The sequence below is a fragment of the Kitasatospora sp. NPDC088134 genome, assembly GCF_044741705.1.
Taxonomy (GTDB): Bacteria; Actinomycetota; Actinomycetes; order Streptomycetales; family Streptomycetaceae; genus Kitasatospora.
The window spans coordinates 360652-375790 of the sequence record NZ_JBIUTD010000001.1; the positions used below are offsets into that span (position 1 = coordinate 360652).

A 15139-nucleotide genomic window follows, 5' to 3' on the forward strand; every position below is an offset into this window, starting at 1 on the left:
TCGGCGCTGCCCGCTTCCGTGGCCACCGACCATGACGGCTCTCCGGGAGTTCACCCGTGTTCTCGTTCCACTCCGCCCTGCCCGCGCGGCGGGGCCTGCTGTACGTCGCCCTCGCCGCCACCGCCTGGGGCACCGCCGGTGCGGCGGCCGCACTGCTGTTCCGACACAGCGGCCTGGGCCCGCTCGCCCTGACCTTCTGGCGTTCGCTGGGCGGCGCGGCCGTCCTGCTGGCGCTGCGCCCGTTCACCGGCCCGCGCCGGAGCGGTCGGCCGCGGACCGCACCGCGGACCGCACCGCGCAGTGCCCCGGCGCTCGTCCGGGTCCTGCTCAACGGCCTCGGGCTGACGCTCTTCCAGGCCGCGTACTTCCTGGCCGTCCGGCACACCGGCCTGGCCGTGGCGACCGTGGTGACGCTCGGTTCGGCGCCCGTGCTGGTGGCGCTCGGCGGCCGGCTGCTGATGGACGAACGGCTGGGCCGGGCCGGGGTGTCGGCGGTGCTCGGCGCCGTCGCGGGCCTCGCCGTCCTGGTGCTCGGTGACGGCACGTCAGGACCCGGCGCCGACCCGGTCGGCCTGGCCTGGGCGCTGGCCTCGGCGGCCGGCTACGCGGCGATCACGCTGGCCACCCGGCACCGGGCGTCCCGGACCGGCGCCGTCGACGACCCGGCGGCCACCACCCTGTGGTCCTTCCTGATCTGCGCGGCCTGCCTGTTCCCGTTCGCGCTCGCCGAGGGCCTGCTCCCGGCCGCCGGGTCCCTGCCCTCGACGCTCGCCCTGCTCGGCTACCTGGCGACCGTCCCGACCGCGCTCGCCTACGCCCTGTACTTCGCGGGCGCGGCGGTGATCCGGGCCGCCACCGCCTCGGTGATCGCCCTGATCGAACCGCTGAGCGCCACCGCCATCGCCGCCACCCTGCTCGGCGAACCCCTCACCCCGGCGGCCCTGTTGGGCACCGCCGTCCTGCTGCTCTCGGTCACCGCCCTGGCCCGCGCCGAACTCCGCGCCGCGCCAGGCACCGTGCCGGGCACCGCACCGCACTCCGGCTGAGCGGCCCCGGCACGGTCCTGGACCGCCTGCCGCCCGGTCAGCGTCGCAGCGCCTCCGCGGGTTGGACCCGGGCCGCCCGCCATGCGGGGTAGAGGCCGGCGACCAGGCCGGTCACCAGTCCGACGACCGGTGCGCTGCCGAGGACGGCGAGCGGGAGCACCGGCGTCCAGTGCCTGGCGACCGCGACGGCCAGGACCGTGATGGTGCCGCAGGAGGCTCCGACGACACCGCCGGACGTCCCGAGGACGGCGGATTCGGCGAGGAACTGGACGACGATGTGGCGTCCTCGCGCGCCGATGGCCCGGCGCAGGCCGATCTCGCCGGTGCGTTCCATGACCGACACCAGGGTGGTGTTGGCGATGCCGACCGTTCCGATGGTCAGGCAGACGGCGGCGAGGAGCAGGAACAGCTGGTCGAGATCGGACGCGACGCTGCCCCGCAGCGCCCGCGGGTCCGGTGGCGGGACCACCTCGAAGCGTTCGGGGTGGACCGGGTCGAGCGCGACGCGGGCTTCGGCGGCGATCTGCCGGGCCGCCCCGAGCTCGGTGGAGACGAGCATGTGCGCCCGCTCCCGTGCCGGAGGGCCCCACAGGCCGAGCGCGGTGCTGCGGGGCACGGTGACCGACAGCAGGGTGCCGGCCCGGCGCTGGACGTCGTCCACGATCCCGATCACGGTGAACGGGGTCCCGTCGATGAAGATGGCGGGCCGGGTCTCCAGCGTGGTGATGCCCAGTCGGGCGGCGGCACCGGCCCCCAGCACGGCGACCTGCTGGGCGGTCGAGTCGTGGTAGGCGTCGTACGTCCGCCCCCGCAGCAGGTGCGGGCCGGCCGCGGCGAGCGCCCCGGGGGAGGCCGCCACGACGTCCATCGCCTCGCCGTCGTCCGCGCCGTCGATCGGGGTGGACCGCACTTTGACCCCTCCGCCGGGGACGGCCACGTTCCAGTAGACGCCGGCCGACACGACTCCGTGCAGCCGCTCGATCCGGTCGTCGGCGTCGGCGGGGAAGGAGAGCGGCACGCGCTCGGACGCGTCTCCGCCGGTGTCCTCGACGGTGACCTCGGTCGCGGACAGCGCGTTGAAGCGCGAGTCGATCCGGGCGTTGGCGGTCGCGCTGAGCCCGAGGACGGCGACGAAGGTCCCGACGCCCAGCACGGTGCCGACCGCGGTGAGGAGGGCCCGGGCCGGTCGCTGCAGGACACCGGCGAGGGCTTCGGCGATCAGGTCGCCCGGGGTGAGCCGGGGCCGGCCGGCCCCGTTCCGTCCGCCGCGCATCAGGACGTCACCCCGGCGGTCTCGGTGAGGACGCCGTCCCGGATCGTGACGGTGCGCCGGGCCCGGTCCGCGACGTCGGCGCTGTGGGTGATGAGAACGACGGTGGTACCGCCCGCGTTGAGTTCGTCGAGCAGGTCGAGGATGCTCCGGGCGGTGGCGGAGTCCAGGTTCCCGGTCGGTTCGTCGCACAGGAGCAGGGACGGGTGGTTGACCATCGCCCGGGCGATGGCAACCCGTTGGCGCTCGCCGCCGGAGAGCCTGCTCGGGGCGGTGTCGAGCCGGTGGGACAGGCCGACCCGGCCGAGCACCTCGCGGGCCCGCGCCCGGCGCCGCCGCCGGTCCGACCCGGTGTACAGCAGCGCCAGCGCGACGTTCTCGGTGGCGTCCCGGTGCGGAAGGAGGTGGAAGCCCTGGAACACGAACCCGAGCCGCTGTCCGCGCAGGGCCGCGCGGTCCGCGTCGTCGAGGACCGCCGTGTCCTTCCCGTCGAGGAGGTAGCGGCCGGTGGTGGGGCTGTCCAGCAGACCCATGATGTTGAGGAAGGTCGACTTGCCGGAGCCCGACGGGCCGACGACCGCGACGTACTCGCCCCCGCCGATCCTCAGGTCGGCCGGCCGGAGGGCGGAGACCGCGGGCGGGCCGGGGTAGGTCAGGCCGACCTGCTGGAACTCGACCACGGGGGTGCTCATCCGGGCATCTTTCCGTTCTCGGTGCCGACGACCACCCGGTCTCCCTCGACCACGGTTCCGGGGGCGGTCGGGCGGATCTCGGCGCATCCGTCGCCGGAGATGCCGGGGGTGACCTCGACCCGCTCGCGCCGACCGGCCCGGAGCACTGTGACGACGGTCCGGCCGTCGGCGGTCGAGGAGACGGCGGACACCGGCACCACGAGGACCTTGCCCTCGGAGGAGGCCGCCGCCACGGTCACCCTGACGTCCTGTGCGGTGAGGCGCTGGTCGAGCGGCGCGTCGGGCTGCATCCGGAACCGGTAGCCGGGCACTCCGGGGGCTTGCTGCGGGCCGCTGCCGGCTGCGTCCTGCTGGGGGGCGTCGGTGGTGTCCGCGACCGCGGCGACCGTCGCGGCGGCCGTGATGCCGGTGGCCTCGGAGAAGACCTCGACCTTCTGGCCCGGGTGGACCAGGCCCTTCTCCCGGACGGACAGCGTGCCCCCGACGACCAGTGCCCCGGAGGAGAGGGTCATCACCTTGCCCGAGACGGGGCTGCCCACCTGGGCGGTGACGGTGTCGACCCGGGCCGGGAAGCTCTGGACGAAGGCGACCTCGGCGGCCGGCAGCATCGGTCCGTCGGCCGCCTTCAACCGGGCGAGCCGGGCCCTGGCCTTGGCGAGGTCCTCCTTCGCCCGGTCGACCTGCCGGTCGGCCCCGGCCGCCGCCCCGGCCGGGGCGGCGCCGGTGGACGGGCTCCCCGGCGCCGCCGTGCCCCGTCCGCGCGGGTCCGCCGCTGCCCGGCCGGCCTCGATCGCGTCCTGGAGCGAGCGCTCGGCGCCGGTCACGGCGTCCGCCGCCGCCTCCACCTGGGCCGCTCCTTCCGGGGCGGCGGGGCGCGGCTCGTACCCCGCCGCGGCGTAGAGCGCGGCGAGCGCGGCCTTGGTACCGTCGCCGAACGTCCCGGCCGGGTCGCCTCCGGTCGGGTGGCCGAGCGCGCGCAGCGCCTCCTGCAACTGGGCGACATCCTGCCCGGTGGCGCCCGGCTTGAGGTCCCGGTAGACGGGCAGTGCGCCCGGCAGGACGAAGACCGGGCGCCCGGAGACCTCCAGCAGCACCTGCCCGGCCGCGATCGAACTCCCGACCTGCACGGGCAACTTGGTGACCACACTGCGGGCGCTGCTCTCGCCCGCTCCGGTGGGGGCCACCTCGACGACCTGGCCGGGGGTCACCAGACCGCGGACGGTCACCGTTCTGGCCAGGACGCGGTACTCGACCGGGGCGGTCAGCACGTCCGGGGCGGGCGGCCGGGTGTCGGCGGCCGCCTGCGCGGGCGACTTGACGAACAGTGAGGCGGCGGCGCCGCCGCCGGTGAGTGCGGTGATCGCCGCCATCGACGCCACCAGTACCGTCCGGCGGCGCGAGAGTCGGGAGCGCCGGGCGTCCCCCGCCGCGCCGGGTCCGCTCGGAGCCGCCGCGTCCTCCCGCTCGACGATCTCGGCGGCTTCGGTGTCTCTGCTGCTCATCGGGGTCGCACCTGCCCGGGGCCGTGGGTCGGGGTCATTTGCCGGGCTCGGCAAGCGTGCCGGCGGCGAGCTTGAGGGTGGCTTCCTGACGCTTCTTGGCGTCCGAGAGCACCACCTCCTTCTCCGCGATCATCTGCTTCTGGATGCCCGCCTCGACCCCGGACCAGACCGCGACCAGATCGACGCTCTGCTTGCAGCGGACGTCGGCGGTCGCGGTCGCGATCTCCGTCGGGGACAGGGTGCCGCCGGTCAGCGTCGCCAGGGGATCCAGCGGAGACTTGTAGGAGTACCCGCTCTGCTTCATGCAGTCGGACCAGGCCGCGAACACGGCGACCACCTTGGCGTCGGAGAGCGAGCGGTGGAAGCTCGCCATGTTGATCTCCTCGGCGGGCGCCTGGTCGTCACCGACCTGGAGCTTCCGCTTGGCCTCGCCGGAGCACCCGCCCGCGGGGACGGCCTGGCCGGCCACCGTGGCCGGGACCTTCCCGGCGAGGGCCGGATCGGCGTCCCCGATGAAGACCCGGTAGGCGGCGTCGCTCATCGGCTCGGGGGCGGGCGGGGACGGGCTGCCGTTCACGTCGCCGGGCAGGTGGTAGCCGTACTTGGCGACGAAGGCCGGGTCCGTCATGCCGTAGCGGCGCGGCCGGTTGGCCAGGTTGCCGTCGGGGGCGGACGTCGTTCCGGCCGAGACCTTGTAGTCGAACCCGAAGCGCGCCATGCAGTTCTTCACCAGCGCTTTCGACGCCCGCATCACCTGGGCCCGGTCGCCGTTGCTCTGCAGGTAGCCCTCGATCGGCAACGCCGGTGGCAGGACGGTGGGTTGCTCCACCGCGGCGGCGGGCCGGGCGGTGCCGGGCGGGGCGGCTGCGGTCCCGGTGCCGGGCCGGGCGGCGGTACTGGTGCACGCGCACGCCAGTGCCACCAGCGCGGTCGTCGCCAGGAGTCGTGCCCGGTGGGGGCGGGGCTGCGTCGCCCCGGCCTCTGCGCTGTTCATTCCATGCTCCGCGGGAGAGTCGTGGTACTGGTGGTCGGAGGGCGGCCCCGCGACGAGGTCCCCGGCGCGTTCGATCGCGGGCCTCCCCGTCGCGGGACCGGCGGGCCGGCGGCGGCCCCTGACGGAATGTCAGCACTCACCGCACATGTACTGCTGCGAGGCGTTGTTGTTGTAGGTCTGGTTCAGGTTCCGGAAGTAGGTCCCGTAGCCCAGCGGGTCCAACTCGTCGGCGGGGCCGCCGAACCCCGAGTTGTAGTACACCCGGTAGACATTGCCGCTGTAGTTGTAGGCGAACTCGGCGTCGTTCTTCACGTGCTGGCCCTGCCCGCCGCCGTCGCTCTGGAAGTAGTAGGGGGCGCAGCCGCTCGACCCGCACTGGGCCGGGTTCTGGTCGTAGTTGTAGACCGTGCCGACCAGGCCGACGTGCGAACCTCCGGCGTTCATCAGGTAGTAGAGGCAGAGCGACCCGTCGTACCGCGAGCAGTTCGTGATGGACCCGTCGGCGGCGGCCTGGGCCGACGGGGCGGCGCCGACCAGCGGCACCAGGAAGGCCGCGAGAGCGGCCAGCCCGATCCATACCTTCTTCATTGCTTCTCCTTCCGTGCGCCCCGGAACGATTCGATGGAAGATTTCCACCGCAATTCGACCGGGGCCGATGAGTGCAGAACATTCCAGGGCGGCGCAGTCCGCCCGGAGGAGCCGGTTTTCGACTCCTCCCACGTGCACGATTTACCGATTTCGCCCGCGGGGCGACCGCCGGGCGGTGATCCGGAATTCGGCCCCGCCCTCGGACCGGGCCGCCACCGCGGGCGGCCGTGCGGGAGGCGGGCCCGGGGCGCGGCTCCGGTCGGCCCGGCAGGACAACGGCGGCGACCGCCGGGTGAACCGGAATGCCCGCCCCCGAATTCACCGCCCCCACAGGCCGAGGAATTTTCATCACGGCCGTCCTGCAAGTGTCAAGTCCGGGCCGCGACAGTGCGCACGGGTGGTACGAAAAAACGCGAAGACCGTCAGGTTGTCGCTTCTGCCTCTGATTGTCCGGCCTTCGTTCGAGGGGTCGTCAAGAATTGGCCGAACCGGTAGCGCCGTCCACGAACAACCGGCTAGGGTCGCCCCGGCCCGCTCCGGGGAGGAACGGTCGGAACAATCCGCAGAAGCTGCGGCAGGCCCGGCGGGCGGTGCCACCTGCTGTCGTCCGCCGGCGTCCGGCGCCTCTCGAACCGAGCCGGTCCGCACCGCAGTCCACCGGGTACCCACAGATCGAGAGGGACCATGAGATTCCGACCAGCACGCACAGCGTTAGCGGCCGTACTGGCACTGCTGCCGAGCACGATCGCCCTACCCGCCGCCGGGGCACAGGCGTTCTCCGGGCAGCAGCCCGGCCTGTCGCTCCCGCGGGAGCCCGTCGGGCCGGCCGACGGGCCCGACGCCCGGACCGACGGGGCGAAGCTGCCCCAGCCGGACGCCGTCCTGCCGCCGGGCTGGCGCGAGTCCTCCGACCGCGCCGTCACGCTCGACGGTGACGGGACCGGTCTGCACGTCCTCACCGCCAAGGCTTCCAACGGCTACGCGTGGACCACTGCCGCGACGCTCGCCGAGCCGGGGTACGACGCGGACCAGTGGATCGGCCAGTCCTGCGTCACCGCGTCCGGGACGAAGGCGGTCGTGGTCTACGCGCCGCGCCAATTCGTCAACAAGGAGACCCTGTTCGACGCGGGGGCCTTCGCCGCGGTCGTCGACCTGACCAGTGGCAAGGTCACCAAGCTGCCGGAGCGCGTCTCCCTCGCCTACCACTCCCCGGGCTGCTCCACCGGCGAGGACGTCGTCCTCAGCCGTTTCACCCAGCCCGCCGGGGGCGTGCCCACCACCGAACTGCTCACCGTGGACGCCGCGGCCGGCCGGGTCCGCGCGACCACCGGGGTGCCCGGTCAGCTCACCTCGGCCGTCCGGTACGGCGCGGGGATCGCCGCCGCGCAGGGCAAGGACCTGGTGCTCGTCGACAGCGCCGGCCGGACCGCGCCCCTGGTGCGGGGCGCGGCCGACGACGGCACCCCGTACCAGCTCCGGCCGGAGGGCGGCGGCGGACTCGCCTTCGCGGTGCCGCACGGCAAGCAGGCCGACATCCACCGGGTCGCCGACGGGAAGGACACCAAGGTCCTCACCGTCGGCCTCGGTGAGATCGGCCTGTCCCGGACGAGCGGCGGAGCGGTCCTGCTGACCGGTCCGCAGGCCACCGCGCAGACCAAGGGCCGGAAGCTGCCGGACAGTTGGCGGGCCGTGGACGCCGCGGCCGGGTCCGAGGCGTCCACCGGGGGCGAGCTGGTGATCAGCAGCGCCACCAGCGGCACGGAGGCCGCCGGCGCCGCGATCGGCGGCCACGCTCCCGACACCGCTCCGCCGGTGCGGATCACCGGCAGGTCCACGGCGACCGGCAAGGAGTTCACCTTCCGCGTCCAGCCGCGCGCCACCGACTCCAGCGGCACGAACGCCTCCCCCGCCCTCGGCGGGACGGCCGCGGCCCCGGCCGGCTCCCGCGCCCCGACCGGCTCCCGCGCCCTGGCGGCGGACAGCACCGACCCGGGCTCGACCCCGGCGGACCCCGACCGCGCCTGCGCCGTCTCGCGGAACGACCCCACCGCGCAGACGTACCAGCCCACCCCGAAGCAGGTCGAGTGGGCCGCCGACCTGGCCGTGCAGAACCTGCTGCCCGCCCGGCCCGGCAACTGGACCAACGACGGCCTCCCCGCCTACAGCCCCCAGACGCTCTTCCCGCAGCACCCGCTCTCGGGCGGCGGCCGGGTGCCGGCCCAGGTGCTCCTCGGCGTGCTCGCCCAGGAGACCAACATGTGGCAGGCGAGCTCGCACGCGCCCGACGGCATCGCCGGGAACTTCGAGCAGGGCGGCTACTTCGGCAACAGCGGCACCATCGACCAGATCACCTGGGCCAACGCGGACTGCGGCTACGGCATCAGCCAGGTCACCGACGGCATGCGGCGCACCGACACCCAGTTCAGCGCGCTCCAGCAGAAGGCGATCACCGTCGACTACGCCGCCAACATCGCCGCCGGCCTCACCATCCTCGAGGACAAGTGGAACCAGACCCGCGCCGCCGGAGTCACCGCCAACGACGGTGACCCGAAGTACCTGGAGAACTGGTGGTTCGCCCTCTGGGCGTACAACACCGGCTACCACCTGCCGGGCGAGGACAACGATCCGAACGTGTACGGGCTCGGCTGGGTCAACAACCCGATGAACCCGAACTACCCGCCGGACCGCAAGATGTTCCTGAGCGCCTCGTACGACGACGCCAAGACCCCCAACAAGTGGTCGTACGAGGAGCGCGTCCTCGGTTGGGCGTCCACACCGCTGCTGCGCTACGACTACAACGACAAGGCGTACCACTCCGCCTACACCCGCGGGAAGTGGGACGGCGGCTTCTCCCCCCAGCTGGGGCAGCCCACCGTCACGCTGTTCTGCGACGCGAGCAACAACTGCGACCCCAGCATCCAGGGCAAGCCCGGCAACCCGGCCGGCGCCACCCCCTGCACCCTGCTGTCGCTGCGCTGCTGGTGGCACAAGCCGGTCAACTGGACGAAGTGCAGCACCTATTGCGGGCAGGAGGCACTGGCCTTCACGACGGTCGAGCCGCGCCCCGGCGCGACCAACCCCTACCCGGTGGACTGCACCACCTCCGGGCTGCCGGCCAACGCGGTGATCGTGGACGACGTCCCGGACTCGACGACCGGGCCGAACAGCTGCGCCACCCCGAAGACGTGGACGAGCCGGGGCAGCCTCTCGTTCGCCTTCAACCCGGCCGTGCAGAACGACCGGACCGTCTACCCGGGCAAGATCGACCTGCACCAGATCGGCGGCGGCTTCGGGGGGCACTACTGGTTCACCCACACCCGCTCGGAGAAGGTGAACGGCAGCCCGCTGACCCCGAGCGACCCGCTGGTCGTCACCGGGACCTGGACGCCGCCCCAGATGACCGGGTGGATCCGGGTGCTGGTGCACCTGCCGTCCTTCGGCGCGCAGACCCAGCAGGCGACCTACACCGTCTACACCGGGAACACCGACGATCCGTCACTCGCCGTCGAGCACCGGACGATTCCCACCGACCACTACGGGCAGCAGAACGCCTGGGTCGATCTCGGTGTCTTCGACTTCTACGCCACGCCCCGGGTCGAGCTCTCCAACCTGACCCTGGACGGCACGGGCACGGACGATGTCGCCTGGGACGCCATGGCGTTCTCGCCCCTGCCGGGCAAGCCGGCCGATATCGTGGTCGCCATGGGCGACTCCTACAGCTCCGGAGAGGGCTCCGGGTCGTACGCCGCGGAGAGCGACAACAACTACGGCAACCAGTCCTGGGACGCCTGCCGCCGCAGCAACAACTCCTGGTCCCGCAAGACGGTCCTGCCCGGGTCCGGCAGCTCCATCGGCTCCCGGACGGACGCCCGGGACGCCACGCTCGACTACCACTCCGTCGCCTGCTCCGGGGCGGTGACGGCGCAGTTCGGCAGCGTCGCCGGGGGCAACGTCCCCGCCTACTGGCAGCAGGACGGCGGCCAGTTCTGGCACGAGGCGGACGGCCAGTTCCGCGAGGTCTCCCAACTCCAGTCGGGGTTCCTGGACAGCAACACCACCCTGGTCACGCTGACCGTCGGCGGGAACGACGCCGGCTTCGCCAACGTCCTGCAGAAGTGCGCCAACCCGCTGACCAGTTGTGCGAGCCAGTCGTACGAGGACGGCATCCGGGGCACCATCGACGGCCTCGAAGTCAGCATCAAACGCGTCCTCACCAATATCCAGACCCTGGCGCCCCATGCCAGGATCGTCCTGCTCGGGTATCCGCAGATCCTCGCGGCGGGCAGCGAGTGCAACGGTCTCGTCGCGCAGTTCTCCAGCACCGAGACCAGCATGCTGGGCCGGCTCGCCCAGCGGTTCCAGGACGACGACCAGGCCTGGGTGTCCCAGCTCCGGGCCGGCGGCATGAACGTGCAGTTCGTGCCGGTGATCGACGCGTTCGCCGGGCACAGCGCCTGCTGGGGCGCTTCCGGGGAGTGGATCAACACGGTCGTGACGGGACCCAACGGGCAGGGTGACAACCCCACCGTGGACATCGACAACTCCAACCCCATGTGCCTCTCCGCCACCCTCTGCGTGAGCCGCGAGAGCTTCCACCCGAACAACGGCGGCACCCAGGCCTACGCCAACGCCCTGGCGGCGGCCCTGACCGGACAGCGAGGATAGCCACGTCATGAACGGTTCCGAGGAGAGTCCGACGCCCGCCCGGCGCGGGGGCCGGCACCCGGGGTGCCTGATCGGGTGCTCCGTCCTGGTGGCGGCACCGGTGGTACTGGTGGCCGCTCTCCTCGGAACCTCCGCCTCGCAGAGCACGGACGAGGCCGAACGTGCCCGGGCCGCGGCGGACGCCCGGGCCGCCCGCTTCGGCGGGCTCGTCGCCCCGCTGGACTACTCGCGGGACGTCCCCGCCCTCGACGTGGAGCGGGCGGCGGCGGCCTCCGGCGTCGAGGTGCTGGCCCTGACCCGCGGTCAGGACGCGACCGTCGATCTCACCGTCCGGGTGCGGGTACCGGCCGCCGCCCCGCCCGCGCCGATGGCCGGCATGCTGACCCGCTGCTACCGGCTCCGCGAGGGAGCGACCGGCTCCCCTCCCCCGGGACCGCGGCAGATCGACTGCCCCCCGCCCGGCTGAACCGGCCCGCCCGTCCCCGACCCGCCGCCACCGCGCTCAGCCCGTGCCGGTGCCGAAGACGTGCAAGTGGTAGTAGTCGCCGCCGTAGGACTCGTCGTGCGCCCGCTGCAGAACGGCCGCGGCGGTGCCCGAGCGGTGGAGCGGGCTGTCGACCGCGGCGCCGTGTCCGGCGGCGAACGCACTGTCCACCCGGGGCTCCACGGCGTCCAGCCAGGCCGCGGTGGCGGAGACTGGTGCCGCTCCCGGGAGGTCCAGGTCCACACAGTCGCGCAGGAAGTCCACTCCCCGCGGCACCGAGGCCGTCACGTAGCAGGACAGGGACATCAGGTTCCCGTCGAGACTCCACACTGCGGCGATCGAAGTCACCGTTCCCCCACCGCGTTTGGAACCCGCGGCGTGCCAGACGGTCGGACGGCCGGGAAAGTCGACCCGCTGCCGAGCCTCCATGGAGAGGCCCCATGCCGCGGTGAGACGGTTCAGCGCGGACTCGCCGGTGTACCCGGGCTTGATTACCGCTGCCTTGATTTCGGGAGCCTCCTTGTCGGCCACCGGCTCGGTGGGCCAGTCCGCCAGGCCGCGGGCAGCCGCACCGCCCGGCGAGGCCGACGCGGCCAGGGACGGCGGGGCCGACCGCTCGGTGGGAACGGGTTCGGCGCTGACGGCACCGGCGGGCCGGCTCGCGTCCGGGTGGTGGAACGAGGAGCACCCGGCCAGGACGGCGAGGAGCGCCACGGCCGCGGCCACGCGCGGTATGGGCTTGGAAAGGTTCGGCAAGAGGGGCTCCCTCGGGGTCGGGCTCGTCGGGCGTTCGGCTCCGGGAAGCGGTGCCGCCTCCCGGAGCCGAATGCCCGACTGTTCGTCAATTCTCTTGGGGACAATGATGCTTGGAGATTTTTCCGATCACCCGGTCAGTCCGTCCAGCAGCCGGTCGTGGATTTGGACGCCACCGGGACGAGAGCGACCGCGTCGTAGGCCACGTCCTCGTTGCCGGTGTAGTTGACCTCGCTGGTGTTGTCGGCCTGGATCGAGGCGCCGGCCCAGAGCTCCAACGTCCCCACCCGGTGCCACGTGTCGGACCCGTTGCCCAGGTTCTGCCTGACCCGGCAGCTCCGGGCGCCCTTCCCGGCGCTGTTGGCACCGGGCTCCACCGTGTAGTTGACGATGGCCTGCGCACCGTGGCCAGGCAGGTGGACGTAGACGTCGAACCACTGCCCCGTCTGGTTCGCGGTCGGCAGGTACTGCGGGTCCGGCGTCCAGGTGGCGGTCACCTTGTGGAACATCTGGTTGCGGGCGTCCGAGTACCCGTGGGTGAACCAGAAGTGGCCGTCGTAGCCGCCGCCGATCTGGTGGAGGTCGATCGGTGCGATGTCCTCGGTCGCGCGAACGGTGCCGTCACCGCGGGTGTGGGTGAAACTGTCGCCGAAGCGCAGGTTGAACTTGCCCTTGGGCGGGAGGCGGGACTCGTTGCAGCCGAAGACGTTGTCGGCGGGATTCGGCAGGTCGTCGATGAGAATGGTGCCGAGGGCGCCAGGTGCGTTGTTGCACGCCGGCTGCGGGTACTTCCGCTTGAGCGGCGGCTCGGCACTGCCGATGGCGTAGCTCAGCTTCTCGGTCGACGCGGTGGTGTCGGTGTCGGTGAACCAGGTCACCGATCCGTGCCACCAGCACGAGCTGTTCTCCGCCGGGCACGGGTCGGGAGTCCGGTTGGGCGTGCAGGCGTTGGAGCCGCTGCAGTAGAGGTAGCGGTCGGTGCTCAGGTTGAGCGTGTAGCTGCTGACCGGCGAAGTGGGGAAGTACGGCTTGGCGTACGACGCGGTGGCGTTGTACGTGAGCTGCGGCGTCTCCGCCCATCCCAGGACCTTCTCCTGGTAGGGCCAGTTGGCGGGGTGCGCCGCGTCGTCGTACGTGACGCGCAGGAAGGGCTTGCGGTCCGCCGGGTAGCGCGGGTTCGCCGGGTTGTTGAACCAGCCGACGCCCGTGTGGCCGTTGTACGCCGACCCGTCGGTGTACACGCCGCTGTTGTAGCCCCACAGGGCCATGAACCAGTTCTCGATGTGGTTGGCGTTGCCGCTGTTGGCGTTCATGCCGAGGGACTTGAGCTGGTTCCAGGTGTTGCCGAGGATCTGCGCGCCGGCGGCGATGTTGGCCGCATAGTCGGTCGCGATCGCGTAGGCCTGGGGTGCCGGGTAGATGTTGGAGCCGGTCTTGGACATGCCTGCGGTCACCTGGGCGATGCCGTAGCCGCAGTCGCCGGCCCCGTTCTGCGGGTAGGAGTGGATGTCGTCGGCGTTGCCGAAGTAGTCGCCGAGGGTCGGGTTGCCGGCGTCGCCGGGCATCGCGTGCCAGGACGCCTGCTTGAGGTTGGACTCCTGCGCGACGATACCGAGGAGCACCTGGGCCGGAATGGTTCCGCCGCCCGTGAGCGGGACCGGCGGGAACATGCCCTGGGGGGTGTAGGCGGGTTCGCCGGTCGCCATGAAGTCGGCCGGGCGGGAGACCGTGAGACCGCCGTGAACAGCCTGGTCGACGGCCCATTCGACCATGTTGGTGCTCGGTTGGAGTGCCTGTGCGTGAATGTCGTTGCGCGGGACCAGGCAGTTCGAGTAGTGCGAGTTGCTGTTCGGGTGCTCGACGGTCACCCCGGAACCGCCGAGCAGGTCCCGCTCCAGGCTGCCGTCGATCACCGGCTCCACGTCGTCGGCGCCGGTATCCGTCGCCGTGGCCGCCGCGGTCACCAGTTCGGCACTGGCGGTCGAGCCGGTCGCCGTCGCCAGTGCGGACACCTCGATGCGGCCGGCGCCGTCGTCGTCCGTCACCGGCCCGACCTTGGAAACGACTCCCTTGAGCTGCTTCGAGGCCACCGACGTGGTCAGCAGGTGACCGGCCCGGGACGCCGCGACAGGCTTGACCGGAGCCTTCGCCTTGGCAAGACCGGGCGCACCGCTGTTGTCGACGTCCTGCACCTCTCCCGCGACCAGGTCGCCCCCGGCCTGCGGAAACAGGGCGAGGGAACCCAGCGGGGCGGTTCCGAGCTTCTTGAGGCCCTTGCCGTTCCAACGGTGGACAGCGTCTTTGCCGTCCTCCACCATCGCCAGGTCGACGGCACCTCCCGTCGAAGGGGCGAGCCCGAAGACGCGCCCGGGCAGTACCGCGAGAACGTCGGCACGCCCGTCCTCGGCCAGCTCGACCAGGTGCTCACCCAGGACGCCCATGTCCTTGCCACCGGCGGTCGGCAGTGGGTTGGTGAACTGCCCCCGGACGGTACTGGTCCTGAGGACCTTACCGGTGGCCGCCGAGACGTCATAGACGGTCGTGTCGCCGCGGCCGTCGTCGCCGACGTCGCTCCGGGTGAACACCACGGTGTCGGTGTTTCCGCAGCCGGGCGAGAAATAGGCGAGCTCCACCCCGGTGATCGCCTTCGTCACCTTGCCGGTGGTCAGGTCCACCACGGCGGCGAACGCGTCCTTCCGCATCATCGCCGGCTTGTTGGCCGCCATGGACGGAGCGTAGACAGCGGCCGCGTACCGGCCGGACCCGGTGGTGCAGACGTAGCCGGTCCACAGTCCGATGTCATCGAGTGCGGACTCCTTGAGCACCGCGACTTCCTTGTAGGCGAACCCCGAGGACTCGTCGGCGCGCAGGATGTGGAAACCCGCCGTGTCACCAACCCCGGCCACCGAGACGTCGGACGCGTCACGCCAGCCCCGGCCGAGGTTGTCGTCGGGCCGGGCGAAGAGCTGGCCATTGCCCTTCACCGCCCCGGGGCCGCCCGCACCCTGGTCCGCGACGGCCAGCCCGGAAGCCGGCAGCAGGCCGGCGACCAACGACCAGCAGCCCATCCAGGCGATCCGGGCCGCCCACCGGCCGATCGAATTCCGGTTCCTCATGGACACTTTCCCACCCCTTCGTCCACTGC

The 15139-nt window shown here is 72.5% G+C and carries 10 protein-coding genes; 3 read left to right on the forward strand and 7 right to left on the reverse strand.

Annotated elements, in window-relative coordinates; genetic code table 11:
* Nucleotides 1-56 precede the first annotated feature (56 nt).
* A complete protein-coding gene (locus ACIOHG_RS01495; protein ID WP_400944047.1) occupies nt 57-1046 on the forward strand; it encodes a DMT family transporter in 990 nt (329 codons plus the stop codon).
* Between the two features lie 37 nt (nt 1047-1083).
* Here ACIOHG_RS01495 and ACIOHG_RS01500 read toward each other — a convergent pair whose 3' ends face one another.
* The 5 genes from ACIOHG_RS01500 to ACIOHG_RS01520 all read right to left on the reverse strand — a co-directional run bounded on the left by ACIOHG_RS01500 (nt 1084) and on the right by ACIOHG_RS01520 (nt 6092).
* Nucleotides 1084-2319 carry an ABC transporter permease gene (locus ACIOHG_RS01500; protein WP_400944050.1) on the reverse strand — a complete coding sequence of 412 codons (1236 nt, stop codon included), beginning with the start codon at nt 2317-2319 and terminating at the stop codon, nt 1084-1086.
* Entirely contained in the window at nt 2319-3008 is a 690-nt protein-coding gene (locus tag ACIOHG_RS01505) for an ABC transporter ATP-binding protein (protein ID WP_400944053.1), read from the reverse strand. The genes ACIOHG_RS01500 and ACIOHG_RS01505 overlap by 1 nt, the downstream gene beginning before the upstream one ends.
* Nucleotides 3005-4510 carry a peptidoglycan-binding protein gene (locus ACIOHG_RS01510; protein ID WP_400944056.1) on the reverse strand — a complete coding sequence of 502 codons (1506 nt, stop codon included), beginning with the start codon at nt 4508-4510 and terminating at the stop codon, nt 3005-3007. Before ACIOHG_RS01510 ends, ACIOHG_RS01505 begins: the two co-directional genes overlap by 4 nt.
* 34 nt (nt 4511-4544) lie before the next feature.
* The gene (locus ACIOHG_RS01515) at nt 4545-5504 is read right to left on the reverse strand and encodes a hypothetical protein (protein WP_400944059.1); all 960 of its coding nucleotides are present in this window, start codon (nt 5502-5504) and stop codon (nt 4545-4547) included.
* Between the two features lie 129 nt (nt 5505-5633).
* On the reverse strand, nt 5634-6092 hold the full coding sequence (locus ACIOHG_RS01520) for a hypothetical protein (protein ID WP_400944062.1): 459 nt from the start codon (nt 6090-6092) through the stop codon (nt 5634-5636).
* 684 nt (nt 6093-6776) lie between these two features.
* Here ACIOHG_RS01520 and ACIOHG_RS01525 point away from each other — a divergent pair.
* Together ACIOHG_RS01525 and ACIOHG_RS01530 are read left to right on the forward strand one after the other, a co-directional pair.
* A complete protein-coding gene (locus tag ACIOHG_RS01525; RefSeq protein WP_400944065.1) occupies nt 6777-10757 on the forward strand; it encodes an SGNH/GDSL hydrolase family protein in 3981 nt (1326 codons plus the stop codon).
* A gap of 7 nt (nt 10758-10764) precedes the next feature.
* Nucleotides 10765-11223 carry a hypothetical protein gene (locus ACIOHG_RS01530; RefSeq protein ID WP_400944068.1) on the forward strand — a complete coding sequence of 153 codons (459 nt, stop codon included), beginning with the start codon at nt 10765-10767 and terminating at the stop codon, nt 11221-11223.
* Nucleotides 11224-11259: 36 nt separating this feature from the next.
* Here ACIOHG_RS01530 and ACIOHG_RS01535 read toward each other — a convergent pair whose 3' ends face one another.
* Nucleotides 11260-11967, reverse strand: coding sequence for a hypothetical protein (locus tag ACIOHG_RS01535; protein WP_400944071.1), 708 nt, complete (start codon nt 11965-11967; stop codon nt 11260-11262).
* 164 nt (nt 11968-12131) lie between these two features.
* Nucleotides 12132-15110, reverse strand: coding sequence for a hypothetical protein (locus ACIOHG_RS01540; RefSeq protein ID WP_400944074.1), 2979 nt, complete (start codon nt 15108-15110; stop codon nt 12132-12134).
* Between the last annotated feature and the right edge of the window lie 29 nt (nt 15111-15139).